17 protein-coding genes, 1 tRNA gene and 1 pseudogene are annotated in these 25,693 nt (G+C 73.1%); 18 read left to right on the forward strand and 1 reads right to left on the reverse strand.

Annotated elements, in window-relative coordinates; genetic code table 11:
- The first annotated feature begins 260 nt into the window (after positions 1-260).
- The 7 genes and pseudogenes from ssd to Saso_RS20350 form a co-directional block, all read left to right on the forward strand.
- A complete protein-coding gene (gene ssd, locus Saso_RS20320) occupies positions 261-1,364 on the forward strand; it encodes a septum site-determining protein Ssd (protein ID WP_189926993.1) in 1,104 nt (367 codons plus the stop codon).
- Positions 1,361-2,566 carry a TadA family conjugal transfer-associated ATPase gene (locus Saso_RS20325; RefSeq protein WP_189926992.1) on the forward strand — a complete coding sequence of 402 codons (1,206 nt, stop codon included), beginning with the start codon at positions 1,361-1,363 and terminating at the stop codon, positions 2,564-2,566. The genes ssd and Saso_RS20325 overlap by 4 nt, the downstream gene beginning before the upstream one ends.
- Positions 2,559-3,419 (forward strand): type II secretion system F family protein, encoded by an 861-nt coding sequence (locus tag Saso_RS20330; protein WP_372442458.1) that lies wholly within the window; start codon positions 2,559-2,561, stop codon positions 3,417-3,419. The genes Saso_RS20325 and Saso_RS20330 overlap by 8 nt, the downstream gene beginning before the upstream one ends.
- Positions 3,420-3,454: 35 nt before the next feature.
- Positions 3,455-4,240 carry a type II secretion system F family protein gene (locus Saso_RS20335; protein ID WP_189926991.1) on the forward strand — a complete coding sequence of 262 codons (786 nt, stop codon included), beginning with the start codon at positions 3,455-3,457 and terminating at the stop codon, positions 4,238-4,240.
- 118 nt (positions 4,241-4,358) lie between these two features.
- Positions 4,359-4,568, forward strand: a complete 210-nt coding sequence (locus Saso_RS20340) for a DUF4244 domain-containing protein (protein ID WP_189927106.1) — start codon at positions 4,359-4,361, stop codon at positions 4,566-4,568.
- A gap of 82 nt (positions 4,569-4,650) precedes the next feature.
- Positions 4,651-5,028 carry a TadE family type IV pilus minor pilin gene (locus Saso_RS20345; RefSeq protein WP_189926990.1) on the forward strand — a complete coding sequence of 126 codons (378 nt, stop codon included), beginning with the start codon at positions 4,651-4,653 and terminating at the stop codon, positions 5,026-5,028.
- 134 nt (positions 5,029-5,162) lie between these two features.
- Positions 5,163-5,396 (forward strand): annotated as a pseudogene (locus Saso_RS20350) (Rv3654c family TadE-like protein); the annotation flags it as partial.
- A 40-nt stretch (positions 5,397-5,436) separates the two neighbouring features.
- On the opposite strand, the gene Saso_RS20355 reads toward Saso_RS20350, so the two are convergent.
- A complete protein-coding gene (locus Saso_RS20355; protein ID WP_229901487.1) occupies positions 5,437-8,016 on the reverse strand; it encodes a DEAD/DEAH box helicase in 2,580 nt (859 codons plus the stop codon).
- 81 nt (positions 8,017-8,097) lie between these two features.
- On the opposite strand from Saso_RS20355, the gene bldG reads away from it, so the two are divergent.
- The 11 genes from bldG (at position 8,098) to Saso_RS20410 (ending at position 25,338) form a co-directional block, all read left to right on the forward strand.
- A complete protein-coding gene (bldG, locus tag Saso_RS20360) occupies positions 8,098-8,439 on the forward strand; it encodes an anti-sigma factor antagonist BldG (protein ID WP_009189842.1) in 342 nt (113 codons plus the stop codon).
- A 111-nt stretch (positions 8,440-8,550) separates the two neighbouring features.
- Positions 8,551-8,985 carry an ATP-binding protein gene (locus tag Saso_RS20365; RefSeq protein ID WP_189926989.1) on the forward strand — a complete coding sequence of 145 codons (435 nt, stop codon included), beginning with the start codon at positions 8,551-8,553 and terminating at the stop codon, positions 8,983-8,985.
- A 1,158-nt stretch (positions 8,986-10,143) separates the two neighbouring features.
- Positions 10,144-12,549 (forward strand): sodium-translocating pyrophosphatase, encoded by a 2,406-nt coding sequence (locus Saso_RS20370; RefSeq protein ID WP_189926988.1) that lies wholly within the window; start codon positions 10,144-10,146, stop codon positions 12,547-12,549.
- Between the two features lie 194 nt (positions 12,550-12,743).
- Complete coding sequence (locus Saso_RS20375; protein WP_189926987.1) at positions 12,744-13,346, forward strand: small secreted protein; 603 nt, start codon at positions 12,744-12,746, stop codon at positions 13,344-13,346.
- Positions 13,347-13,437: 91 nt separating this feature from the next.
- Positions 13,438-14,967 carry a DUF7059 domain-containing protein gene (locus Saso_RS20380; RefSeq protein ID WP_229901486.1) on the forward strand — a complete coding sequence of 510 codons (1,530 nt, stop codon included), beginning with the start codon at positions 13,438-13,440 and terminating at the stop codon, positions 14,965-14,967.
- Between the two features lie 408 nt (positions 14,968-15,375).
- On the forward strand, positions 15,376-15,573 hold the full coding sequence (locus Saso_RS20385) for a hypothetical protein (RefSeq protein WP_189926985.1): 198 nt from the start codon (positions 15,376-15,378) through the stop codon (positions 15,571-15,573).
- 328 nt (positions 15,574-15,901) lie between these two features.
- Positions 15,902-18,739 (forward strand): type I DNA topoisomerase, encoded by a 2,838-nt coding sequence (gene topA / locus Saso_RS20390; protein WP_189926984.1) that lies wholly within the window; start codon positions 15,902-15,904, stop codon positions 18,737-18,739.
- Positions 18,740-18,874: 135 nt separating this feature from the next.
- A complete protein-coding gene (tmk, locus tag Saso_RS20395) occupies positions 18,875-22,153 on the forward strand; it encodes a dTMP kinase (RefSeq protein WP_189926983.1) in 3,279 nt (1,092 codons plus the stop codon).
- A 79-nt stretch (positions 22,154-22,232) separates the two neighbouring features.
- A complete protein-coding gene (locus Saso_RS20400; RefSeq protein WP_189926982.1) occupies positions 22,233-23,438 on the forward strand; it encodes a DNA polymerase III subunit delta' in 1,206 nt (401 codons plus the stop codon).
- A gap of 139 nt (positions 23,439-23,577) precedes the next feature.
- Positions 23,578-25,155 (forward strand): alpha/beta hydrolase, encoded by a 1,578-nt coding sequence (locus tag Saso_RS20405; RefSeq protein ID WP_189926981.1) that lies wholly within the window; start codon positions 23,578-23,580, stop codon positions 25,153-25,155.
- A 109-nt stretch (positions 25,156-25,264) separates the two neighbouring features.
- A tRNA-Thr gene (locus Saso_RS20410) sits at positions 25,265-25,338 on the forward strand.
- The last annotated feature ends 355 nt before the right edge of the window (positions 25,339-25,693 follow it).

The following is a 25,693-nucleotide window of genomic DNA, read 5'->3' on the forward strand; positions in this document are numbered from 1 at the left end:
GGTTCGGGTGACGGCGATATTCACAACTGTCCGGCCGTCCACAGTTTTTCACCAAGATCCACACGATTTCCGGCTTCGCTGCACCGTGATTCCGACGCATCCGCTCGGGGCCGACTTCACACGGTCGGTTCCGTTTGTCGGACGCGTTCGGCCGGTTTCTGTCGGCCGTTCATATGGAGACCGTCTGCCGGTTCTTCACACGTTCGGGAATCGCGGGGCCACAGGGACTGGGCGACCCGCAGCGAAGGGGGACGAAAACCGTGACCGGAGCCGTCACACATGACCCGCCACCCACCGCCGGAGGCGGACCGGGCAAGCCGCTGATCGTCACCGAGGACGTGGAACTCCTCGACGATCTGCTGCGGCTGTGCGCCGCGGCAGGCGCCACACCCGAGGTGCACCACTCGATGCCGCAACGGCGGGGCAGCTGGGAGGCCGCCCCGCTCGTCCTGGTCGGCGACGACGCGGCACGCCGGGTCCGCGGGGCCGCCCGCAGACGAGGAGTGGTCCTCGTGGGACGCGACCAGGACGACTCGGGGGTGTGGCAGCGCGCCGTGGAGATCGGCGCCGACCACGTCCTGATGCTGCCCGACGGCGAACAGTGGCTGGTCGACCGCATCGCCGACGTCGCCGAGGGCGTAGGCAGGCCCGCCCTCACCGTCGGCGTGGTCGGCGGACGCGGCGGCGCCGGAGCCTCCACGCTCGCGTGCGCCCTCGCCGTCACCTCCGCGCGGGAAGGGCTGCGCACCCTCCTGGTCGACGCCGATCCGCTGGGCGGCGGACTCGACGTGCTCCTCGGCGGTGAGAGCGCCGAAGGCCTGCGCTGGCCCGCGTTCGCCGCCTCGCGCGGCCGGGTCGGCGGCGGCGCACTGGAGGAATCGCTGCCGAGACTGCACTCCCTGCGGGTGCTCAGCTGGGACCGGGGCGACTGCGTCGCCATCGCGCCCCAGGCCGTGCGCGCGGTGCTGGCCGCGGCCCGGCGCCGGGGCGGCACGGTCGTCGTCGACCTCCCCCGCCGTGTGGACGCCGGGGTCGCCGAAGTCCTCGCCCAGCTCGACCTCGGGCTTCTCGTGGTCCCGGCCGAACTGCGCGCCGTCGCGGCGGGCAAACGCGTGGCCTCCGCCGTCGGCATGGTGCTGCGTGACCTGCGCGTGGCGGTGCGCGGCCCCTACGCGCCCGGACTCGACGACGGCGAAGTGGCCCGGCTGCTCGGCATCCCGCTCGCCGGTGAGGTGCCCGTCGAATCGGGGCTGCTGCGCCCGGACGGCGGGAAGGCGCCGCCGGGCGGGGCCGCGCGCGGGCCCCTGGCCCGCTTCTGCAAGCAGTTCTGGGAGCGGGCGCTGACCGAGGCGGGCGGCTCATGAGCACGCCGCCCGGCCTGGAACGGGCGAGGGCGAACGGCACACTCCTCGACGGCGTCCGCCAGTGGCTCGCCGACAGCGGCGCCGAACCGACACCCGCGCGCGTGGCGCAGGCGCTGCGCGAGCAGGGCCGGGTCCTCGGGGACGCCGAGGTGCTCGGGGCGGCCGAGCACCTGCGGTCGGAGCTGATCGGCAGCGGGCCGCTCGAACCGCTGCTCAGCGACCCCGGGGTGACCGACGTACTGGTCTCCGCCCCGGACCGGGTCTGGGTCGACCGCGGCGGCGGCCTGGAACTGACCGGCGTGTCCTTCCCGGACGCCGCGGCCGTGCGGCGCCTCGCGCAGCGCCTCGCCGCCGTGGCCGGCCGACGCCTGGACGACGCACGGCCCTGGGCGGACGCGCGCCTGCCCGACGGCACCCGGCTGCACGCGGTCCTGCCACCGGTCGCCGTCGGCTGCACCTGCTTGTCGCTGCGCGTCGTACGGCCCCGCGCCTTCACGCTCGGCGAGCTGGTGGCGGCGGGCACGGTCCCGCCGGGAGGGGACAGGGTGCTGCGGGCTCTGGTGCGGGCGCGGCTGTCGTTCCTGGTCAGCGGAGGCACCGGCAGCGGCAAGACGACCCTGTTGAGTGCCCTGCTGGGTCTGGTGGGGCCGGGGGAGCGGATCGTGCTCGCGGAGGACTCGGCGGAGCTGCGGCCGGATCACCCGCACGTCGTCCGCCTGGAGACCAGACCGGCCAATCAGGAGGGAGCCGGCCTCGTCACGCTCGAGGACCTCGTCCGGCAGGCCCTGCGGATGCGGCCCGACCGGCTGGTCGTGGGCGAGGTGCGCGGTCCGGAGGTCGTCCATCTGCTGGCCGCCCTCAACACGGGCCACGAGGGCGGCTGCGGGACCGTCCACGCCAACGCCGCCGCCGACGTGCCCGCCCGGCTCGAAGCGCTGGGTACGGCGGCGGGGCTCGACCGGACGGCGCTGCACAGCCAGTTGGCGGCGGCCCTCTCCGTGGTCCTGCACCTGGTGCGCGACCCGGCCGGACGGCGGCGGATCGCCGAGGTGCACGTACTGGAGCGGGATCGCTCCGGGCTGGTGAGGACCGTGCCGGCCCTGCGGTGGCGGACGGACGCCTTCGCCCGCGAACAGGGCTGGGGGCGGCTGCGGGAGCTGCTGCGCAGCGAGGAGGAGGGAGCGGGTGGGGCTCATGAGTGAGATGCCGATGGCTGCGGCCGTGGCCTGTGCCGGGGCGGCTGCCTGGCTGATGGGCGGACCGTACGCGGGAAGCAGGCGCGCGCGGTTGCTCCTGGCCGGAGGCGGCGTGGTCGGGGGCGGCCCACCACCGTCGGACCGGCTCACCCGCGGTCTGCGCACCCTCGGTCGACGATGGCGGCCCGAGTGGTGGGCGCCGGTCGCCGGCCTGGTCCTGGCGGTGCTGGGCGGTTCCGTGCTGCCGGTCGTCGCGGGGGCGGTCGGGGTGCCCTTGCTGCGCAGGGTGCGGCGGGCCGCCGAGGTCGGGCGGGCCGGGGAACGCCGAGGGGACGCGGTGATCGCGTTGTGTGCGGCGCTCGCCGGAGAGGTGCTGGCCGGACGGCAGCCCGGGGAGGCGTTGCAGCGGGCGGCGCGGGACTCCGGAGGGCTGGGCGAGGCGCAGGCGGTGGTGCTTGCGGCGGCCCGCTTCGGCGGGGACGTGCCCGGGGCCCTCGCGGTCGCCGCGCGACAACCGGGGGCCGACGGACTGCTGGGACTCGCCGCGTGCTGGCGGGTGGCCGTGGACCAGGGCGCCGGCCTCGCCGCCGGACTCGACCGCCTGGAGCAGGCGTTGCGGGCGGAACGCGAGCAACGGGCCGATCTACGGGCGCAGTTGGCGGGGCCGCGCGCCACCGTGGTGATGCTCGCCTGTCTGCCGGTCCTCGGCCTCGCCCTGGGCGCCGCGCTCGGGGCGGACCCCCTGCACGTCCTGCTGCACACCGGCGCGGGGCTGGGCTGCCTGCTGGTCGGCGGGGTGCTGGAAGCCGCGGGGATGTGGTGGGCGCTGCGGATCGTCCGTGCCGCCGAAGCGAAATGAGGAGGTCGGGAGTGGGTGCCGTGAGCGGGGGAGGCGTGAGCGCGGAGTTTGTCCACAGGCTGGGGATGACCGTGGCGGCGGCGATGGCGCTGTGGTGGCTGGCGCGGTGGCCTGCGGTTCTGCGACGCGAACGGGGTGCGCGTCGGCGTCTGACCGGACTGCTCGGCCCGGCGCCGGAGGAGACCCCTCGGAAGGCCGGGCCGCGGGAGGCGGTACGGCGGTGGTTGCCCGAGCTGGGCGTGGCCTGCGCCGGATGGGCGCTGGTCGGTGGCGTCCCGGGTCTCCTGCTCGGCTCCGCCGTCGCGGCGGGGCTGGGGTGGTGGCGCCGACGCCAGCGGGCGGCCGGTGCGGGGGACGAGGCCGACGCGCTGCTGGCCGCCCGTCAACTCCCGCTGGCGGCAGACCTGCTGGCCGCCTGTATCGCGGCCGGGGCCGGCCCGGTGATCGCGGCGCAGGCCGTGGGCGAGGCCCTGGGCGGTCCCGTGGGCGAGGGGCTTGCGCGTGGCGCCGCCGAAGTGCGGCTGGGCGGCGAACCCGCCACCGCCTGGCGCAGGTTGGCCGCGACGCCGGGCGCCGCGGCCCTGGCCCGGCTGCTGGAGCGGGCCGATGTCTCGGGGCTGCCGGCGGCCGGACCCGTCGCCCGGCTCGCCGCCGACACCCGCGCCGAGTGGGCGCGTACCGCGACGGCCCGGGCCAGGCGGGCCGCCGTCATGGTCACCGTGCCGGTGGGGCTGTGTTTCCTGCCCGCCTTCATCACGGTCGGCGTGCTGCCCATCGTCATCGGGCTCGCGGGCGGGGTGCTGGAAGGGGGTGGCCCGTGACGGGACGAACGCTGTGAACACCGCGCGCGGAAGAGCGCCGGGTCGGCGCAAGCCATGGATGCCGAGTCGGCGAAGCCATGGACATGTATCGGGACGAAGAGACCTCATGGGGGTTCGGATGTACAAGGCGGTACGGGCACGACTGGGTGCCCTGGTGTGCAGGGTGCGGGCGGCGCGAGGGGACGCGGGGATGGTGACGTCCGAGTACGCGATGGGGATCGTGGCGGCCGTGGGCTTCGCCGTGCTCCTCTACCAGGTGGTGACGAGCGACGTGGTCGCCGCTCAGCTCCAGGACATCGTGAAACGGGCGCTCAGTGCGGGGGCATGAGCGCGGACGGGAGCGTGGAGGGGGACGCCGACGGGAGCGCCGTCCCGCCGCCCCGCGGGTGTGCCGCGGGGACCGGGGGTTCGTGACGGCGGAGTCGGCCGTCGTGCTGCCGGTGCTGGTGCTCTTCGCGACGGCGCTGGTCTACGGACTGTTGATCATGGCCGCGCAGATCCGGTGCGTGGACGCGGCCAGGGCCGGCGCGCGGGCCGCGGCCCGCCAGGACGCGCCCGAGGCGATCCTCGAGGTGACCCGCGCCGTGGCGCCACAGGGGGCGGAGGTGACCGTCGGCAGGGAGGGCGACCAGGTCCGCGTGGTGGTCGTGGCACGCCCACCCGCGCTGCGCGTACTGCCCGTCGAGCTGCGCGAGGAAGCCGTGGCGGCTGCGGAGGAGCCCCTCGCCCCGGCGGGCGGGACGACGGGGGCGGCGACGGCGGGCAAGAACGAGGGGAGGGCGCGGTGAAAGGGCCGGGCGCTGTGGGGTGTGCGGGCAGGACGGCGCGGTCCCTGGCCCGGCTCCTCCAAGGGCGTCACGGGGGCGCGGACCGGGGTTCCGCCACCGTCTGGAGCGTGGGCGCGATCGCCGTGCTGTGCGCGGTGTTCGCGGGGGTGCTCGCCCTCGGACAGGCGGTGGCGGCCCGCCACCGGGCGGCGGGCGGCGCCGATCTCGCGGCGCTCGCCGCCGCCGACCACTGGTCGGACGGCGCCGAACGGGCGTGTGCCCGGGCGGACCGGGTGGCCCGGGCGCAGGGTGCCCGGCTGGTGCGGTGCGCGGTCGTCGGCGAGATCTCGGACGTGACGGTCGCGTCGGGACGGCAGCTGTTCACGGCCGAGGTCAGGGCCCGGGCGGGCCCTGCGGACGGGGCCGAGGTCAGGGCACGGGCGGGCCCTGGGGACGGGGCACCGTCCCCACCGCCTCCCCCGGCGCGGTCCTGGCTCCCCTCTCCGGCGCAGGCCCCGACCCTGCCCCCGCCTCCGGTTCCCGCTCCGGGTCCGGCTTCTCCTGGGGGGCCTCCCGCAGCAGTTCCGTGAGCAGGCGTACGGCTCCTCGTTTGTGGAGCGGGTCGTTGCCGTTGCCGCACTTCGGCGACTGGATGCAGGACGGGCAGCCGGCGTCGCACTCGCAGGAGGCGATGGCCTGCCGGGTCGCCGTGAGCCAGGCGCGGGCCGTGTGGAAGGCCCGCTCCGCGAAGCCCGCGCCGCCGGGATGGCCGTCGTAGACGAAGACCGTCGGCAGCAGCGTGTCGGGGTGCAGCGGTACCGACACGCCGCCGATGTCCCAGCGGTCGCAGGTCGCGAAGAGCGGCAGCATGCCGATCGACGCGTGTTCGGCGGCGTGCAGGGCCCCGCCGAGGATCTCGGGACCGATCCGGGCCGCGTCCAACTGGTCCTCGGTCACCGTCCACCACACGGCACGCGTACGCAGCGTACGAGGAGGGAGGTCGAGCTTCGACTCGCCCAGGACTTCACCGGTGATGACACGACGACGCAGGAAGGAGACGACCTGATTGGTCACTTCGACGGAGCCGTAGCACAACCGGCCCTGACCCCAGGGGATTTCTACGTCCGTCTCCAGGACGGAGATCGACGTCGTGTCCCGGGCGACCGTCGAGTACGGCGGGTCGGCCTGCTCGACCAGGGCGACGGAGTCCTCCAGGTCGAGGGAGCGCACGAGATACGTGCGGCCCTGGTGGAGGTGGACCGCGCCCTCGTGGACGGTGGTGTGGGAGGCGCCCGCGTCGACCGTGCCGAGCAGTCGGCCCGTACCGGCCTCGACGACCTGGACCGGACGGCCGCCCTCGCCGCGGATGTCCGCGAGGTCGGCGGCCCGTTCCCGGCGGGTCCAGTGCCAGGCCTTGGTGCGGCGGCGCAGCAGCTTCGCGGCCTCCAGCTGCGGCAGCAGACCGGCGGCCTCGGGGCCGAAGAGGGGAAGGTCGTCGTCGGTCAGGGGCAGTTCCGCGGCGGCCGCGCACAGGTGCGGGGCGAGGACGTAGGGGTTGTCGGGGTCGAGGACGGTCGACTCCACCGGACGGTCGAACAGCGCCTCCGGGTGATGCACGAGGAAGGTGTCCAGCGGGTCGTCCCGGGCGACGAGCACGGCGAGCGCGCCCTGCCCCGACCGGCCCGCCCGGCCGGCCTGCTGCCACAGGGAGGCGCGGGTGCCCGGGTAGCCGGCGATCAGGACGGCGTCGAGTCCGGAGACGTCGATGCCGAGCTCCAGGGCCGTGGTCGCGGCGAGGCCGAGGAGCTCACCCGAGTGCAGGGCCTGTTCGAGGGCGCGTCTCTCCTCGGGGAGATATCCGCCGCGATAGGCCGCGACACGCCGGGCGAGCGAACGGTCGACCTCGGCGAGGCGTTCCTGGGCGATCACCGCGATCAGCTCCGCGCCACGCCGGGAACGGACGAAGGCGACGGTGCGCACGCCCTGGACGGTGAGGTCGGTCAGCAGGTCCGCGGTCTCGGCCGTGGCGGTACGCCGGACGGGCGCGCCCTTCTCGCCCACCATCTCGGTCAGCGGGGGCTCCCAGAGGGCGAACACCAGTTCACCGCGCGGCGAGGCGTCGTCGGCGACCTCGACGACCGGGAGGCCCGTGAGGCGTCCCGCCGCGACCGCCGGGTCGGCGGCCGTCGCGGAGGCGAGGAGGAAGACGGGGGAGGCGCCGTAGCGGGCACACAGCCGGCGCAGCCGGCGCAGCACATGGGCGACGTGGGAGCCGAAGACACCGCGGTAGGTGTGGCACTCGTCGATGACGACGTACTTCAGGGACTTCAGGAAGGAGGACCAGCGGGCGTGGGACGGCAGGATCCCGCGGTGCAGCATGTCCGGGTTGGTGAGGACGTAGTTGGCGTACTGGCGGATCCACTCCCGCTCCTCGAACGGGGTGTCGCCGTCGTACACGGCCGGGCGGACGGCGTTTCCGAGCGGCTGTGAAAGTTCCTTCACCGAACGGCACTGGTCGGCCGCCAGGGCCTTGGTGGGGGCCAGGTAGAGGGTGGTGGCCCCGCGGCCGTTCGGAGCCTCGGAGCCGTCCAGCAGGGCCGTGAGGACCGGCACGAGGTACGCCAGGGACTTGCCGGACGCCGTGCCCGTGGCGACGACCACCGACTCGCCGTCGAGGGCGTGCTCGGCCGCCCGGGCCTGGTGGACCCACGGGTGTTCGACGCCGCCTGCCTGCACCGCCGCGATGACCTCGGGACGAATCCGGTCCGGCCAGACGGCATGGCGGCCCTCACGTGGGGGCAAGTGCTCCGTATGAGTGATGCGCGATGCCCGGCCGGGGCCCGGGGCGAGCCGGTCCAGGACCGTGCCCGGGGACAGGCGGGGCACGGCCTCGGGCGAGGGTCGATCGGATCGGTGATTCTTGGCCATCGGCACCGAGTGTGTCACTGGCGTGACGGACAATGGGGCCAAGGCGTCGTGCACGCCTGCCGGTAAGTGATTGAATGCCATCGCGGCTGGCGTACCGTCCCGGGGGCTCCTGCTCAGGTGTTCCGAGGGACGACCGCTCGATAGCAAGGTGCTGGAGGATCCGTGGACCTGTCTCTGTCGACCCGTACCGTCGGCGATCGTACGGTCGTCGAGGTCGGTGGCGAAATCGACGTATATACCGCGCCCAAGTTGCGCGAGCAGCTGGTCGAGCTGGTGAACGACGGGAATTTCCACCTCGTCGTCGACATGGAGGGCGTGGACTTCCTCGACTCCACCGGGCTCGGCGTGCTGGTCGGCGGACTGAAGCGGGTGCGTGCCCATGAGGGTTCGCTCCGTCTGGTCTGCAACCAGGAGCGTATTTTGAAGATCTTCCGCATCACCGGTCTGACCAAGGTGTTCCCGATCCACACCTCGGTCGACGAAGCGGTCGCTGCCACCGACTGACCACATCGTCCCGGGCCCCCACGGCCCGGCACGGTCGGTTGAACGAAGAAGGGGTCCGGGCTTAGCCGCCCGGCCCCCTGACAGCACGCCCGTAGTTCCGAGGGGGACGCAATGGCCACCGTTGAACTCCGCTTCAGCGCGCTGCCCGAGCACGTCAGGACCGCCCGTCTGGTGGCGGCAGCGGTGGCGCGCAGGGCCGGAGTGGACGAGGCCGTCCTCGACGAGGTGCGGCTCGCCGTCGGCGAGGCCTGCACCCGTGCCGTCGGACTGCACCAGACGGGCGGTATCGCCGCGCCGGTGAAGGTGGCGCTGATCGAGGACGAGAAGCAGTTCTCCATCGAGGTCGGTGACGAGGCGCCGCACGCGGTGCCCGGTGACCGGGTTCCCGGCTCGGGGCCGGACGCCGACGCCGAGGCCGAGGAGGACGAGATGGGCCTCGCGGTCATCAGCGGGCTCGTCGACGACGTCGAGGTCTCCGCCGGGGAGCACGGCGGTCTGATCCGCATGACCTGGCCGACGACGCCGGTCACCGCGACTCTCTCCTGACCCGGCTCCGCGCCCGACCCACCGGGCCGGCCCCCGCGCGCTTCACCCGCTTTCGCGCCCGATCCTTCGCCGGATCCGGCCGTTCCCTGAGGCCGGTCACCCGGTCCACCCGCTCAGCCGGTCGCCCGGCAGCCCATGTCGTCCCGGGCCTCCCACGCTTCGGCCGTCCGACGCCCTGACCGTGCCGGCCGCTCTGGCTGTTTCGGCCGCCCGGCTGGGCCGCCCCGATGGACCGGCTCACCTGATCGGCTCATCCGATCGAACCGATTGATCAGCCCCCCCGGCACCGGCGCCCTCATCGGCCTCCGTGGCGGCGCAGCCCGCCGCGACCCCGGTCGGCCGGTGGACTCCGCGCGGCGACTTCGCCGCCGCTCACCCCACTTGATCGGCCCCCGCCCGCGAGATCCGTCAGACCCGCCAGGCTCGTCAGTTCCGCCAGACCCATCGGGCCCGTCGGACCCATCGGGCTCGTCGGACCCATCGGGCTCGTCGGACCCGCCAGGACCGTCAGACCCGTCCGGACGAGCTCTTCGGTCTGTCGACCTGAGCGCCGCTTCGCCGGACGGACGACCCGGCTGCCCCTGGGGCCCCGACCCCCAGGCCCGGTGGGCCTGAGCCTGTCGGCCTGCCGGGCACACCCACCGTGCCCGATCCGGCCAGACGGTCGACTCCGCTCGGCGGTCTCACCCGTCCGGACCACTCGATCGAAACCTGCTCGGCGGAACCGCCCGTCCGCTTCCCCGGGACTCCGTCCGACTCCTCCGACTGCTCCGACAGCCCCGCCGTGGGGCGCCGAAAGGAGGGTCGGGGGAGGGGGCCCGGGACGGCGGCCGGGTGGTGTCCGGTCCGTTCGATGAGCCCTGCTCATAGGGCCTATCGGCGTGTGCGGAGCTTCGGGGCCGCGCCTACAGTGGTCCCGTGCAGTGAATCTTGAAATCTCGGGCAAGTGAATCTTGACGAAGTGAATCTTGCCGCGAATATCGTGAATCAATTCACGATCGTCTCGCGATCGTCAATGCCTCCAAGGCATTACGGTGCGAGATCTTGCGGGTTTTGTGCGCGAGGGCGAATATCGTTTACCGCACACTGTTTTGATCAGGTTCCGGTACCTACAATCCGTCCACATCTTGAGCTCAGCCCAAGCGTCAAGGAGGACGAATGGCGGGGCTTTCTACCCCTCATCGGTTGGATCACCCGACGACCATCGCAGCCGCAGTGCTGACCGACGGCAACCGCCTGCTGGTGGTGGTCATCGCGGTCGTCGCGCTGGCCGCACTCGTGGTCGCGGGCGTGCTGGTGCGCCAGGTGCTCGCGGCCGGCGAGGGCACCGACAGCATGAAGAAGATCGCGGCGGCGGTCCAGGAAGGCGCCAACGCGTATCTGGCCCGACAACTGCGCACGCTCGGCGTTTTCGCCGTCGTCGTGTTCTTCCTGCTCATGTTGCTGCCCGCGGACGACTGGAAACAGCGCGCCGGAAGATCGGTGTTCTTCTTGATCGGCGCCGCCTTCTCTGCGGCGACCGGCTATATCGGCATGTGGCTCGCCGTGCGCAGCAATGTGCGCGTCGCGGCGGCGGCCCGGGAAGCCACTCCGGCGGTGGGTGAGCCGGAAAAGGATCTCACCGCCGTTTCGCACAAGGCAATGAAGATCGCATTTCGTACCGGTGGCGTGGTCGGTATGTTCACGGTCGGTCTCGGCCTGCTCGGAGCCGCCTGCGTGGTGCTGGTCTACGCGGCCGACGCGCCGAAGGTGCTGGAAGGCTTCGGACTCGGCGCGGCCCTCATCGCCATGTTCATGAGGGTCGGCGGCGGCATCTTCACCAAGGCGGCGGACGTCGGCGCCGACCTGGTCGGCAAGGTCGAGCAGGGCATCCCCGAGGACGACCCGCGCAACGCGGCGACGATCGCCGACAACGTGGGCGACAACGTCGGCGACTGCGCGGGCATGGCGGCCGACCTGTTCGAGTCCTACGCCGTGACCCTGGTCGCCGCGCTGATCCTCGGCAAGGCGGCCTTCGGTGACGCCGGACTCGCCTTCCCGCTCCTCGTCCCCGCGATCGGTGTGCTCACCGCCATGGTCGGGATCTTCGCGGTCGCCCCGCGCCGCGCCGACCGCAGCGGCATGTCCGCGATCAACCGGGGCTTCTTCATCTCGGCGACGATCTCGCTCGTGCTGGTCGCCGTGGCCGTCTTCCTCTATCTCCCGGGCAAGTACGCCGACCTCGACGGCGTCACCGACGCGGCGATCCAGGCCAAGAGCGGCGACCCGCGCGTCCTGGCGCTGGTCGCGGTGGCCATCGGCATCCTGCTGGCCGCGGTCATCCAGCAGCTGACCGGCTACTTCACCGAGACCAACCGCCGGCCGGTGCGCGACATCGGCAAGTCGTCGCTGACGGGCCCCGCCACCGTGGTCCTCGCCGGGATCTCCGTCGGTCTCGAATCGGCCGTCTACACCGCCCTGTTGATCGGCCTCGGCGTGTACGGGGCGTTCCTGCTCGGCGGTGCGTCGATCATGCTGGCGCTGTTCGCGGTGGCGCTGGCCGGCACGGGTCTGCTCACCACGGTCGGCGTGATCGTCGCCATGGACACCTTCGGGCCGGTCTCCGACAACGCGCAGGGCATCGCCGAGATGTCCGGCGACGTCCAGGGCGCGGGCGCGCAGGTGCTCACCAACCTCGACGCCGTCGGCAACACCACCAAGGCCATCACCAAGGGCATCGCCATCGCCACCGCCGTCCTCGCGGCGTCCGCGCTCTTCGGGTCGTACCGGGACGCGATCACGACCGGGGCGCGGGACGTCGGGGAGAAACTCTCGGGTTCGGGCGCGCCGATGAGCCTGATGATGGACATCTCGCAGCCCAACAACCTCGTCGGACTCATCGCCGGCGCGGCGGTCGTCTTCCTCTTCTCGGGGCTGGCGATCAACGCGGTGTCGCGGTCCGCGGGTTCCGTGGTGTTCGAGGTGCGGCGGCAGTTCCGCGAGCACCCCGGGATCATGGACTACACCGAGGAGCCGGAGTACGGCAAGGTCGTCGACATCTGCACCCGGGACGCCCTGCGCGAGCTGGCCACCCCCGGACTGCTCGCCGTGCTGGCGCCCATCTTCATCGGGTTCACCCTCGGGGTCGGGGCGCTCGGCGCGTTCCTGGCCGGCGCGATCGGCTCCGGCACGCTGATGGCGGTCTTCCTCGCCAACTCCGGTGGCGCGTGGGACAACGCCAAGAAACTCGTCGAGGACGGGCATCACGGCGGCAAGGGCAGCGAGGCACATGAGGCCACGGTGATCGGTGACACGGTCGGCGACCCCTTCAAGGACACCGCCGGTCCGGCGATCAACCCGCTGCTCAAGGTCATGAACCTCGTGGCGCTGCTCATCGCGCCCGCCGTGATCAAGTTCAGCTACGGCGAGGACAAGAGCATCGGCGTACGGATCGTGATCGCGGTCCTCGCGCTCGCCGTCGTCGTGGCGGCGGTGTACGTCTCCAAACGGCGCGGGATCGCCGTCGGCGACGAGAACAACGCCGGCTCCGCGTCCAAGTCGGCCGATCCGGCGGTGATTTCGTAGGGCCGTCCGACTGTTCCCAGCTCAAGGAGCGGGCGGGTGACGCGTGTTGTCGCGTCACCCGCCCGCTGTGTCGTGGGTGTGTCCGGACCGTGAGCCTTCTCTCTCATGGTGCGAATGGCTCCAATGCTGCCCATAGCGGACATTCGTTCTGGGGTTCCCGCCCGGTTGCCGTGTATGTTCCGGGGCCGAGAGCCATGGAAGGGACCGATCCGGTGAACAAGAAGCTCGCGGCCGCGGTGTCCGGCGGTGCGGTACTGGTACTGGCGCTGTCCGGATGCAGCAGCGACGACGACGGCAACAAGGAACTCGACGCCTGGGCCAAGCAGGTCTGCGACGCGCTGCCCGCCCAGGACGCGAAGGTCGACGCGGCGAACAACGCGATCAAGCAGGCCGCCACGGACAACAACGCCCCGGCGAACGTCCAGAAGACCGACTCGCAGGCCTTCCAGGACATGTCCGACGCCTACGGCGCGCTCGCCCAGGCCGTCCAGAAGGCCGGGCCGCCGCCCGGTGTCGACGACGGCGGGAAGAAGCAGAAGGACGCCGTCGCAGCGCTCACCACCCTCTCGACCTCCTACGCGGGCCTCAAGAAGCAGGTGGACGCGCTGGACACGAAGGACCAGGCGAAGTTCGCCGACGGTCTCCAGAACATCGCCACCGACCTCGGCTCGCTCAGCAAGAGCGGCAACACCGCGCTGAAGAACCTCGAACAGGGCGACGTCAAGAACGCCATGGCCGGCCAGGCCAGCTGCAAGCGGGTCGCCGCCTCGGCCTCCGCCCGCGCGACGACCAGCTGACACCCAGCGGTTCGCAGGGTGCGCGGCCGCCGGGCCGTACGGGCGCGCGGGGGCGGTCCGGGGGACGCGCCCCCAGGGGTGACGGGAGACAATGGGGGGCGTGAGTAACGCCACCCTCTCCCCCCTGCCCTCCGCCGACCGCCCCGATGTCGCCGCCCTGCTGCGGGAGGCGCTCCTCGCGGCCTCCTTCACCGCGGACGGTCTCCTCGAACTGCTCGGCGCCCCCGCCTACGCGGCCCTGGCCCGCAGCGAGACCGTGCCCGCGTTGCGCGCGACCCGCGGGGACACCCCGCTGGAGACGCTGGTCCGTCTCTTCCTGCTCCAGCAGCCCGTGGCGCACGCGCGCGTGGCGGAGTTCCTGCCCGTGCACGCGTGCGTGGAGAGCGGCTGGCTGGTCCCCACGGGTGAGGACGAGGTGGCCGCCGCGGTGGACGTGCGGCCGTACGGCGGGCCCGACGGCGAGGACTGGTTCATCGTGTCCGACCTGGGCTGCGCGGTCGGTGGCGCGGGGGGCATCGGCAGCAAGGACGAGGACGTGGTCCTGGGCGTCGGCGGCGCGTCGACGACGCTGGCCGGCATCACCGTGCGCACGCCCGTCTCCGCCGCCCTGGACCTCGGCACCGGATCCGGCATCCAGGCGCTGCACGCCGCCCGGCACGCCACCCGCGTGACGGCGACCGACCTCAACCCGCGCGCGCTGCACATCACCGCGCTCACCCTCGCGCTCTCCGGCGCCCCGGCGGCCGACCTGCGCACGGGCTCGCTGTTCGAGCCGGTCCGGGACGACGAGACGTACGACCTCATCGTGTCGAACCCGCCCTTCGTGATCTCGCCGGGCGCCCGGCTGACGTACCGGGACGGCGGGATGGGCGGGGACGATCTGTGCCGCTCGCTCGTTCAAGGTGCGGGGGAACGGCTGAACGAGGGCGGGTTCGCGCAGTTCCTGGCCAACTGGCAGCACGTGGAAGGGGAGAACTGGCAGGACAGGCTGAGGTCGTGGGTGCCGCGCGGGTGTGACGCGTGGATCGTGCAGCGTGAGGTGCAGGACGTCACGCAGTACGCCGAGCTCTGGCTGCGGGACGCCGGTGACCACCGGGGCGACCGGGCCGAGTACCAGGCGCACTACGACGCCTGGCTGGACGAGTTCGAGGCGCGCAAGGTGAAGGCCGTCGGCTTCGGCTGGATCACGCTGCGCAGGACGACGGCCGCGGAGCCCGTGATCACGGTGGAGGAATGGCCCCACCCGGTCGAACAGCCGCTGGGCGACGCGATCCTGGCGCACTTCGCACGGCTCGACTACCTGCGGGCCCACGACGACGCGGCCCTGCTCGCCGGGCACTTCCGGCTGGTCACGGAGGTCGTCCAGGAGCAGGTCGGGCTGCCCGGCGCCGAGGACCCGGAGCACGTCGTGCTGCGCCAGCACCGCGGTATGCGCCGGGCCACCCAGGTGGACACGGTCGGCGCTGGCTTCGCGGGCGTGTGCGACGGCTCGCTGAGCGCCGGCCGCATCCTCGACGCCATCGCCCAGCTGGTCGGCGAGGACCCGGTCTCCCTGCGCGACCGCACCCCGGCCCAGATCCGCCTGCTGGTCGAGCAGGGATTCCTCGAACCCGCGGAGTGACCCGCCGGGCTCGGCCGGCCCGGGGCCACGCCCACGACCGAGCTCCACTCACGACCGGGCGAGGCTGCCAGACCCCAGTCGCCCCGGACCGCCCGGACCGGGCACACGTGGGGTGCGGTGGTCGGCGGGGTGGTGATGTGAGGACGGCTGAAACGGTGTGTGCCGCTGTCGGGCGGCCCACCGGGGCGGGGCCGGCGCGGGTGCTCGCGGCGGTCGCCGGGCCGCCGGGAGAGGCCCCGCGGGGACGGCGGCCGTCCCGGCGGCGTGCCCGGCCGACGGGCTCGACCCGGCCTGCGGAGCCGCCCGGGGGCCGGCGTTCACCTGGGGTTCGCCCGGACGCCGCCCGCGCGTGACAGCCTCCCGTGACGGGGGGCACGCGCGGGTGGGAGCCAGGGGGCGGGGACGATCATGGAGAGCGCACCGGCGATCTTCGCGGGGACGGTGTTCGCCCTGTTCGGGGGTGCCCTGCTGATGTGGACCGCGGTCCGGGTGTGGCACCGCGAACCCGTGGCCCACGGTGTGAGCCCCGTCGCATCGGCCGCCCTGGCGACCCTGTCCTCGGTCGGGGCGCTGGCCCTCGGCGTGTGGTGCTTCACCCGCCTCTGAGACCGTCCGCGGCCCGGTCGCCCAGGTGCCCCACGAGGCCGCCGACGAGGCACCCTTCGCCGATCGGGCCCGATCCCCGTGCGCACGACGGGCACGTGGGCGCCCCGGTAAAGAGGAGGACGGGTTCCGGTCACCCGGAAATGGGCCGGTCGGTACTCCGGGCGGCAGGAATGGCGGTAGTCGGGTTACCGTTCGAGTGGCCGTTGCGGGCTTTTCCCGTTTGACACGGGGGCGGGATGTACCGTCACACTCCGCAGCGTCCCCATGACCCGACCCCGGGAGCAAGGCCTGGGGAGGCCCCCAGCGTCGACCGGAGAGAAGAGCGAAGTTGTCCCCGACCAGCGAGACCGCACAGGGCGGCCGCCGACTCGTGATCGTCGAGTCGCCTGCCAAGGCGAAGACGATCAAGGGTTACCTCGGCCCCGGCTATATCGTCGAGGCCAGCGTCGGGCATATCCGCGACCTTCCCAACGGCGCCGCCGAGGTGCCCGACCAGTACACGGGCGAGGTCCGCCGCCTCGGTGTGGACGTCGAACACGACTTCCAGCCGATCTATGTGGTCAACGCCGACAAGCGGGCCCAGGTCAAGAAGCTCAAGGACCTGCTGAAGGAGTCCGACGAGCTCTTCCTCGCCACCGATGAGGACCGGGAGGGCGAGGCGATCGCCTGGCACCTCCAGGAGGTCCTCAAGCCCAAGATCCCCGTCAAGCGGATGGTCTTCCACGAGATCACCAAGGACGCGATCCGGGCCGCCGTCGCCAACCCGCGCCAGCTCAACCAGAAGCTCGTCGACGCCCAGGAGACCCGCCGCATCCTCGACCGCCTCTACGGCTACGAGGTCTCGCCGGTCCTGTGGAAGAAGGTCATGCCGCGCCTGTCGGCCGGCCGCGTGCAGTCCGTCGCCACCCGTCTCGTGGTGGAGCGGGAACGCGAGCGCATCGCGTTCCGTTCCGCCGAGTACTGGGACCTGACGGGCACCTTCACCACCGGCCGCGCCGGTGACCCGTCGGACCCGTCGTCGCTGGTCGCCCGCCTCCAGAGCGTCGACGGCAGGCGGGTCGCGCAGGGCCGCGACTTCGACTCCCTGGGGCAGCTCAAGAGCGCGAACACCCTCCACCTCGACGAGGCGAACGCCCGCGCCCTGGCCGCCGCCCTGGAGAACACGCGGTTCGCCGTCCGTTCCGTCGAGTCCAAGCCCTACCGCCGCTCGCCGTACGCCCCGTTCCGTACGACGACCCTCCAGCAGGAGGCGAGCCGCAAGCTCGGCTTCGGCGCCAAGGCCACCATGCAGGTCGCCCAGAAGCTGTACGAGAACGGCTTCATCACCTACATGCGTACGGACTCCACGACGCTGAGCGAAACGGCGATCACCGCCGCCCGCGCCCAGGTCACGCAGCTGTACGGCGCCGACTACCTGCCGGCCCAGCCGCGCACGTACGCCGGCAAGGTCAAGAACGCGCAGGAGGCGCACGAGGCGATCCGCCCCTCGGGTGATCGTTTCCGCACCCCCGCCGAGACGGGTCTGACCGGCGACCAGTTCAAGCTCTACGAACTCATCTGGAAGCGGACCGTCGCCTCCCAGATGAAGGACGCGACCGGCAACAGCGTCACCGTGAAGATCGCCGGTACCGCCGCCGACGGCCGGGACGCCGAGTTCAGCGCCTCCGGAAAGACGATCACCTTCCACGGCTTTCTGAAGGCGTACGTCGAGGGCGCGGACGACCCGAACGCCGAACTGGACGACCGCGAGCGCCGACTGCCCCAGGTGACTGAGGGCGACGCGCTCGGCGCCGAGCAGATCACGGTCGACGGGCACGCCACCAAGCCCCCGGCCCGCTACACCGAGGCCAGCCTGGTCAAGGAGCTCGAAGAGCGCGAGATCGGCCGCCCGTCGACGTACGCGTCGATCATCGGCACGATCCTCGACCGCGGCTACGTCTTCAAGAAGGGCACGGCACTCGTGCCGTCCTTCCTCTCCTTCGCCGTGGTCAACCTCCTGGAGAAGCACTTCGGCCGCCTGGTCGACTACGACTTCACCGCCAGGATGGAGGACGACCTCGACCGCATCGCCCGCGGTGAGGCGCAGGCCGTGCCGTGGCTGAAGCGGTTCTACTTCGGCGAGGGCCCCGTCGGGGGCGTGGCCGCGGACGCCGGCAACGGCGACGGGGACCACCTCGGCGGCCTCAAGGAACTGGTGACCGACCTCGGCGCGATCGACGCGCGTGAGGTGTCCTCGTTTCCCGTCGGCAACGACATCGTGCTCCGCGTCGGCCGCTACGGTCCGTACATCGAGCGCGGCGAGAAGGACTCCGAGGGTCACCAGCGCGCCGACGTGCCCGAGGACCTGGCACCGGACGAGCTGGGCGTCGAGCTCGCGGAGGAACTGCTCGCGAAGCCGAGCGGCGACTTCGAACTCGGCGCCGACCCGGCGACGGGCCATCAGATCATCGCCCGCGACGGCCGCTACGGCCCGTACGTCACCGAGGTGCTCCCCGAGGGCACCCCGAAGACCGGCAAGAACGCCGTGAAGCCGCGGACGGCCTCGCTGTTCAAGTCGATGTCGCTGGACACGGTGACGCTGGCGGACGCCCTCAAACTGATGTCGCTGCCCCGGACCGTCGGCGCCGACGCCGAGGGCGTGGAGATCACCGCCCAGAACGGCCGCTACGGCCCGTACCTGAAGAAGGGCACGGACTCGCGGTCGCTCCAGACCGAGGACCAGCTCTTCACGATCACCCTCGAAGAGGCGCTGGAGATCTACTCCCAGCCCAAGCAGCGGGGGCGGGCCGCCGCCAAGCCGCCGCTGAAGGAGCTGGGCGCGGACCCGGTCAGCGGGAAGCCCGTCGTCGTCAAGGACGGCCGCTTCGGGCCGTACGTCACCGACGGGGAGACCAACGCGACCCTGCGCTCCGGTGACAGCGTCGAGGAGATCACCCCGGAGCGCGGTTTCGAGCTGCTCGCCGAGAAGCGCGCCAAGGCGCCCGCGAAGAAGACGGCGAAGAAGGCGCCCGCCAAGAAGGCGACGGCGAAGAAGGCCGCCCCGGCGAAGAAGACGGCCGCCAAGAAGACCGCCACGGCCGCGAAGAAGACGACCACGGCGAAGAAGACGGCCACGAAGACGGCCACGAAGAAGGCGACCGCCTCGCCGTCCCCGTCCGAGGACTGATCGAACGACTGATCGCGCCACCGTTCCCTGGCAACGGTTCGCGAAACCAACGCCCCGGCATCACTTTGGTGTCGGGGCGGTCGTCCGTGCGGACGGGGGCTCCAGGGTGTCAGTCACGGCCGATAGGCTGAAAGCATGACGCGAGCCGAGCAGCCAACGGCCCACCACCCGGCACCGGACGACGCCTTGGTGGCGGACTCCCGAGAGCGCGCCGTGCGCGCCCTGTTGCGCGAACCGCAGCTCAAACGGCTCTGGAGCGCACAGCTGGTGAGCGGTGTGGGAGACGCACTCACCCTCCTGGTGTGCGTCCTCCTCGTCCTCCAGGCGGCCATCGTGGACGGCTCCTTCGGAGGCGGATACCGGGGCGTCGCGTTCGCAGTGGCGACCGTCTTCGCGGTGCGCATTCTGGCCACCCTGCTCTTCGGCGCGGTCCTCCTGGGCCCGCTGACCTCACTGACCTCGCCGGACGGCCCGCTCGACCGCCGCTGGACCATGGTCGGCGCCGACGGTGTGCGCGCCGCCCTGCTGATCGTCGCGCCGCTGTGGATCGACTGGACGCCCGACGACGCACCGGCCCTCCTGCTCGTCACGGTGTTCGTGACCGGAGTGGCGGAGCGGTTCTGGACGGTCGCCCGCGAGAGCGCGTCCCCCGCCCTGCTGCCCGCTCCGCCCCTGGAGGGCGCGACGGTACGGCCGCTGCCGGACCACATGGACGCCCTGCGCCGGCTGTCGCTGCGCACGAGCTTCGTGACGATCCCGCTCGGCGCGGCCACGCTGGTCGTCGCGGCGCTGGTCAACAACCTCCTGGGCGCCGGGATCGACTGGTTCGGGCAGCACCAGGCGGCCCTCGCCTCCTACGTCGCCGGCGGGCTCTTCGCCGGGTCCCTGTCCATCGTGACCTTCCTGGAGCTGCCCTCGGTGCGCACCCCGCGCGCGCGGTCGCCGCTCGAGGGGCTGCGCCGGCCCAGGACCGCCACCGGCGTCGACGCCGGACGCACCGGTGCGATCCCGCTGCTCGTCCTCGCCTGCGCCGCCGTCGCCGGGGCGGTGGCCGCCGCGGTCGCCGTGGCCGTGCTGCACGCCAAGGACCTGGGCGGCGGCCCGGTGCTCTACGGGCTGTTCGTGCTCGCCCTGACCGGCGGTGTCGCCCTCGGCATCCGTACGGCGCCCAAGGTGCTGGTCTCGCTGTCGCGGCGCCGCCTGCTCGCGCTGGCCATCGCCTTCACCGGCGTGGCGCTGCTGGCCGCGGGCCTCGTCCCGGACGTCACCAGCGTGCTGCTGATCCTCGCCCTGGCCGGCGTCGGCGCGGGCGTCGCCGCCAACACCGGGCACGCCCTGCTCGACCAGGAGACCGAGGAGAACCGCCGGACGCGGACCACGGAGCACCTGCACGCCGTCGTACGGGTCGTGGTCGCGCTGGGCGCGCTGATCGCCCCGCTGGTGGCGGCGCTCATCGGACCGCACCGGCTCGACAACGGCAAGTTCGTCTTCGCCCACGGCGGGGCCGCCTTCACCCTGATGCTGGTCGGCGCCCTGCTGCTGCCGGTGGCCGCGCTGGTGCTGGCCAAGGTCGACGACCGTTCAGGCGTGCCCCTGCGCCAGGACCTGCGGGACGCGCTGCTCGGCGGCGACGACCCGGTGCCGACCCCGGCCGGGAACGGCTTCTTCATCGCCCTGGAGGGCGGCGACGGCGCCGGGAAGTCCACCCAGGCCGAGGCGCTCGCCGAGTGGATCCGGGCCAAGGGTCACGAGGTCGTCCTCACGCGCGAGCCCGGGGCCACGCCCGTCGGCAAGCGGCTGCGGTCGATCCTGCTGGACGTGTCCAGCGCCGGGCTCTCGCACCGCGCGGAGGCCCTGCTGTACGCGGCGGACCGGGCCGAGCACGTCGACACGGTCGTGCGGCCCGCCCTGGAGCGCGGCGCGGTGGTGATCACCGACCGCTACGTCGACTCGTCCGTCGCCTACCAGGGCGCGGGCCGTGACCTGTCCCCGACCGAGATCGCGCGGATCTCCCGCTGGGCGACCAACGGCCTCGTCCCGCACCTGACCGTCCTGCTGGACGTGTCCCCGGAGGCCGCCCGCGAGCGCTTCACCGAGGCCCCGGACCGTCTGGAGTCGGAGCCGGCCGAGTTCCACGCGCGCGTGCGCTCCGGCTTCCTCACGCTGGCCGCCGCCGACCCGGGCCGCTACCTGGTCGTCGACGCCGCACAGGAGCCCGAGGCCGTCACCACCGTCGTCCGGCACCGGCTCGACCAGTTGCTGCCCCTGTCCGAGGCCGAGATCAAGGCCCAGGAGGAGGCGCGCAGGAAGGCCGAGGAGGAGGCCCGCCGCAAGGCCGAGGAAGAGGCGGCGCGCAAGGCCGAGGAGGAGCGCCTGGAGCGCGAGCGTCAGGCGCAGCTCGCCAAGCTGCGCGCCGAGGAGGAGGAGCGCAAGCGCCGCGAGCTGGAGGAGGCGCAGCGCCGCGAGGCCGAACGGCAGGCCGAGGAGGCGCGGCAGCGCGCCGAGGAAGCACGCAGGCGTGCCGAGGAGGAGCGGGTGCGGCTCCTCGCGGAGGAGAAGGCCCGCGCGGAGGAGGAGGCCCGCCGCAAGGCGGAGGAGGAGCGGCGCCGCAAGCAGGCCGAGGAGGAGGCCCGGCTGCGTGCCGAGGCCGAGAACCGGCGCCTGGAGAAGCAGCGCAAGGCCGAGGAGGCGCTCCTGAGGGCCGAGCAGGCCCGGCGCGCGGCGGAGCAGGCCGCCACGGCGGCCCAGATCGGCCCGAAGACGGCGCGTCCCGCGGCGGCCGCGGCTCCGGCGGCCGCGCCGGAGGCGGTCACCGTGCCGACGCCCGTGGTGACCCCGAGCAACGCGTCGGGCGGCCCGGTGGACGAGACGGCGGTGCTGCCGCCGGTCCGCATGGACAAGGACGCGGGCCCCTCCCGGCCGTCCGGGCAGGACTCCGACGGCCGCGGGCGTCCGGACGCCGGGGCAGGAGCCGACGCCGAGGTGACGGCCGAGCTGCCGCAGCCCTCGATCCCGCCGGGCGCGGCCGACGAGACGGCGGTGCTGCCCCCGGTGCGTGCGCAGGGCCCCGAGGACGAGACGGCCGTGCTGCCTCCGGTGCGGGACCGGAACCCCTCGGACCGGGACCCCTCGGACCGGGTGCCCCCGGGCTACTTCCGTGACGAGCGCGGCGAGCAGGACGGGACGCGGTCCGGCGGAGCGCGTCCGGACGGGGCCGACGACCGCACGCGGGAGCTGCCGCAGGTCGACGAGGAGGGCTCGCCCCGGCGGCCCCGGCCCGACTGGGCCGAGGAGACCCCGCTGGACGACCTGCCGACGCTGGCGGACGAACTGCTGGGCCCGCACCGTGACGACCACGGCGGGGACGGCGACGGCGGCGCCGACCGGGGCCGCGGGCGGGGCCGCCGCCGCTGAGACGCCCGGCTCGATTGTCGGTGGCTGCCCGCACAATGGAAGCCACAACGCGGAACGGGACGAAAGGGCGGCGCGACGCATGACCGTGTGGGACGACCTCGTCGGGCAGGAGAAGGTGAGTGAGCAGCTGGCCGCTGCCGCTCGGGACGCCGACGCGCTCGTCACCGCGGCCGGCACCGGCACGGCGCCGCCCGAGGCCTCGAAGATGACGCACGCCTGGCTGTTCACCGGCCCGCCCGGGGCCGGCCGCAGCCAGACGGCGCGGGCCTTCGCCGCCGCGCTCCAGTGCGTGAGCCCGGACCGCGCGCTGGGCGGCGCCCCGGGCTGCGGCTTCTGCGACGGCTGTCACACGGCGCTGGTCGGCACCCACGCCGACGTCACCACCGTCGCCGCCGTGGGCACGCAGATCCTCGCCGAGGACATGCGGGACACCGTCCGCAAGTCGTACACCTCGCCCGCCACGGGGCGCTGGCAGGTCATCCTCGTCGAGGACGCCGAGCGGCTGAACGAGAAGTCCGCCAACGCCGTCCTCAAGGCCGTCGAGGAGCCCGCCCCGCGGACCGTCTGGATGCTCTGCGCGCCCTCCCTGGAGGATGTGCTGCCGACGATCCGTTCCCGCTGCCGGCACCTGAATCTGCGCACGCCGTCCGTCGACGCCGTCGCCGACATGCTCGTACGGCGCGAGGGCATCGAGCCGGCCGTCGCCGCGGCCGCGGCCCGCGCCACCCAGGGGCACGTGGACCGGGCCCGCCGCCTGGCCACCGACCCGGCCGCCCGCGAACGGCGCGCCTCCGTGCTGAAGCTGCCCCTGCGCGTCGACGACGTCGGCGGCTGTCTGAGAGCGGCCCAGGAACTGGTCGACGCGGCCACCGAGGACGCCAAGCAGCTCGCCGAGGAGAGGGACGGCAAGGAGACCGAGGAGCTCAAGGCGGCGCTCGGCGCGGCGCAGGGCGGCCGGATGCCCCGCGGCACGGCGGGCGTGATGAAGGACCTGGAGGACAAGCAGAAGCGCCGCAGGACCCGCACCCAGCGCGACAGCCTCGACCTCGCGCTCACCGACCTGACTGCCTTCTACCGTGACGTGCTGGCCCTCCAGCTCGGCTCCCGCATCGCGATCGCCAACGCGGACGCGGAGGACGCCCTCCAGCGGCTCGCCCGCGGCAGCAGCCCGGAGTCCACCCTGCGCCGTATCGACGCCATCGCCGGCTGCCGGGAGGCCCTCGACCGCAATGTCGCCCCGCTGCTGGCGGTGGAGGCGATGACGATGGCACTGAGAGCCGGCTGACCCACCCGGCCGGCCGGACCGCCCCGAGCCCGACCGGGCCGCCCGGCCGTGGGCCGGTTCCGCGTCGACCATGTCACTCGTCCGTGTCCCTTCGCGTACGTACGGCGTTCATGTCATCGCTCAGAGTTACGCTCGCTGGATGTACTTCAGGCGCTCCCCCCGCAGGTCCCGTACCGGCGTCACCCTGTTCTCGCTCGCCGCGCTGCTCGTCTCCGGCTGTTCCGCCGCGGGGCCGACGAGCTCCGGCGGTTCCACGGCGGTGGCGGCGCTCGTCGCGCTGCCGCAGGCCACGCCGTCCGCGCTCGCGCCGTACTACGGGCAGAAGCTGAGCTGGCGCGACTGCGGTGTGCCCGGCTTCCAGTGCGCCGGCATGAAGGTGCCGCTCGACTACGCCGCCCCCGGCGCGGGTGACATCCGGCTCGCGGTCGCCCGCAGGAAGGCGACGGGCCCGGGCAAGCGGCTCGGCTCGCTCCTGGTGAACCCGGGCGGACCGGGCGGCTCGGCGGTCGGCTACCTCCAGAACTACGCGGGCATCGGCTATCCGGCGGGCGTCCGGGCGCGGTACGACATGGTCGCCGTCGACCCGCGGGGCGTGGCCCGCAGCGAGCCCGTGGAGTGCCTCGACGGCCGGGACATGGACACGTTCACGCAGACCGACACGACCCCCGACAACCCGCGCGAGGCCACCGAACTGGTCGACGCGTACAAGGGGTTCGCCGAAGGCTGCGGCGCCCGTTCGGCCAAGCTGCTGCGGCACGTCTCCACGGTGGAGGCGGCCCGTGACATGGACGTCCTGCGCGCGGTCCTGGGGGACAGGAGGCTGACGTACGTGGGCGCGTCGTACGGGACGTTCCTCGGGGCGACGTACGCGGGGCTCTTCCCGGACCGGGTGGGACGGCTCGTCCTGGACGGCGCGATGGACCCCTCGCTCCCCGCCCGCCGGCTGAACCTGGACCAGACGGCGGGGTTCGAGACGGCGTTCCAGTCGTTCGCGAAGGACTGTGTGCGACGGTCCGACTGCCCGCTCGGCGCGAAGGGCACGGCTCCGGCCGAGGTCGGCAAGAACCTCAAGGCGTTCTTCCGCAGGCTCGACGCCCACCCGATCCCCACCGGCGACCCGGACCACCGCAAGCTCGGCGAGGCCCTCGCCACCACGGGCGTGATCGCGGCGATGTACGACGAGAGCACCTGGGAGCAGTTGCGCCAGGCGCTGACCTCGGCGATCAAGGAGAAGGACGGCGCGGGCCTGCTCGCCCTCTCCGACGGCTACTACGAGCGGGACGCCGACGGCCGCTACGCCAACCTGATGGCCGCCAACGCGGCGGTGAACTGTCTCGACCTCCCCGGGGCCTTCTCCACCCCCGGCCAGGTGCGGGAGGCGCTCCCGTCCTTCGAGAAGGCGTCCCCGGTCTTCGGCGAGGGTCTCGCCTGGGCCTCCCTGAACTGCGCGTACTGGCCCGTGCGGCCCACGGGTGAGCCGCACCGCATCGAGGCGAAGGGCGCCGCCCCGATCGTCGTCGTCGGCACCACCCGCGACCCGGCGACCCCGTACCGCTGGGCCCGTTCCCTCGCCCGGCAGCTCAGCTCCGGCCGTCTCCTCACCTACGACGGCGACGGCCACACCGCCTACGGCCGGGGCAGCGCCTGCATCGACGCAGCGATCGACGCCTATCTGCTCCACGGGACCCCTCCGGCGAAGGGCAAGCGCTGCACGTAGTGGCTGGTCACAGGCCTCGGAGGCAGGGCTTCCGGGGCCTGTTCGGAGCACCCCCGGAAACTGTGTAGACTTACCGACGTTGCTGATCGCACCATGGTGTGGACAGCGCGCCGCCTTAGCTCAGATGGCCAGAGCAACGCACTCGTAATGCGTAGGTCTCGGGTTCGAATCCCGAAGGCGGCTCTGTGGAAGCCCCAGAACTCACTCGCCGTGATCTGGGGCTTTTGCTTTGCCCGGAGGCCTGCGTGGCGACCGGCGGCGGCCCCCGGGGGGTGAGGGTCGCGGGCGAACCCGTGGCCGGGATCCGTTCCTCGGTTTGCGGGTTTCGGAAGCTGCACGCGAGATGGCGTTCCGGTGAGCCGGCTGTTTCGTCCGTTCACCCACCCAGGACACCGTGTTGTGATCTGCGTCACAGGTGATTTGCTTTCGTGAATGCTGCGAACGGCTTTGCTGCGAGCGGCCGGCGTGCGGTGCGGGACCTGGTGCGTGAGGGTTCAAGTTCCCTGTTCGCAAGCGATGATGACGGATCGTCAGTTGT

The organism is Streptomyces asoensis (assembly GCF_016860545.1).
Classification (GTDB): domain Bacteria; phylum Actinomycetota; class Actinomycetes; order Streptomycetales; family Streptomycetaceae; genus Streptomyces; species Streptomyces asoensis.

Coding starts and splice junctions, on each gene's coding strand:
- Saso_RS20380 (WP_229901486.1), top strand. CDS start 13,438: ATGGGGGGCGTGAGTAACGCCACCCTCTCCCCCCTGCCCTCCGCCGAC.
- Saso_RS20385 (WP_189926985.1), top strand. CDS start 15,376: ATGGAGAGCGCACCGGCGATCTTCGCGGGGACGGTGTTCGCCCTGTTC.
- Saso_RS20330 (WP_372442458.1), top strand. CDS start 2,559: ATGAGTGAGATGCCGATGGCTGCGGCCGTGGCCTGTGCCGGGGCGGCT.
- Saso_RS20355 (WP_229901487.1), bottom strand. CDS start 8,016: ATGGCATTCAATCACTTACCGGCAGGCGTGCACGACGCCTTGGCCCCA.
- Saso_RS20375 (WP_189926987.1), top strand. CDS start 12,744: ATGGAAGGGACCGATCCGGTGAACAAGAAGCTCGCGGCCGCGGTGTCC.
- Saso_RS20405 (WP_189926981.1), top strand. CDS start 23,578: ATGTACTTCAGGCGCTCCCCCCGCAGGTCCCGTACCGGCGTCACCCTG.
- Saso_RS20325 (WP_189926992.1), top strand. CDS start 1,361: ATGAGCACGCCGCCCGGCCTGGAACGGGCGAGGGCGAACGGCACACTC.
- Saso_RS20365 (WP_189926989.1), top strand. CDS start 8,551: ATGGCCACCGTTGAACTCCGCTTCAGCGCGCTGCCCGAGCACGTCAGG.
- tmk (WP_189926983.1), top strand. CDS start 18,875: ATGACGCGAGCCGAGCAGCCAACGGCCCACCACCCGGCACCGGACGAC.
- Saso_RS20340 (WP_189927106.1), top strand. CDS start 4,359: ATGTACAAGGCGGTACGGGCACGACTGGGTGCCCTGGTGTGCAGGGTG.
- Saso_RS20400 (WP_189926982.1), top strand. CDS start 22,233: ATGACCGTGTGGGACGACCTCGTCGGGCAGGAGAAGGTGAGTGAGCAG.
- Saso_RS20370 (WP_189926988.1), top strand. CDS start 10,144: ATGGCGGGGCTTTCTACCCCTCATCGGTTGGATCACCCGACGACCATC.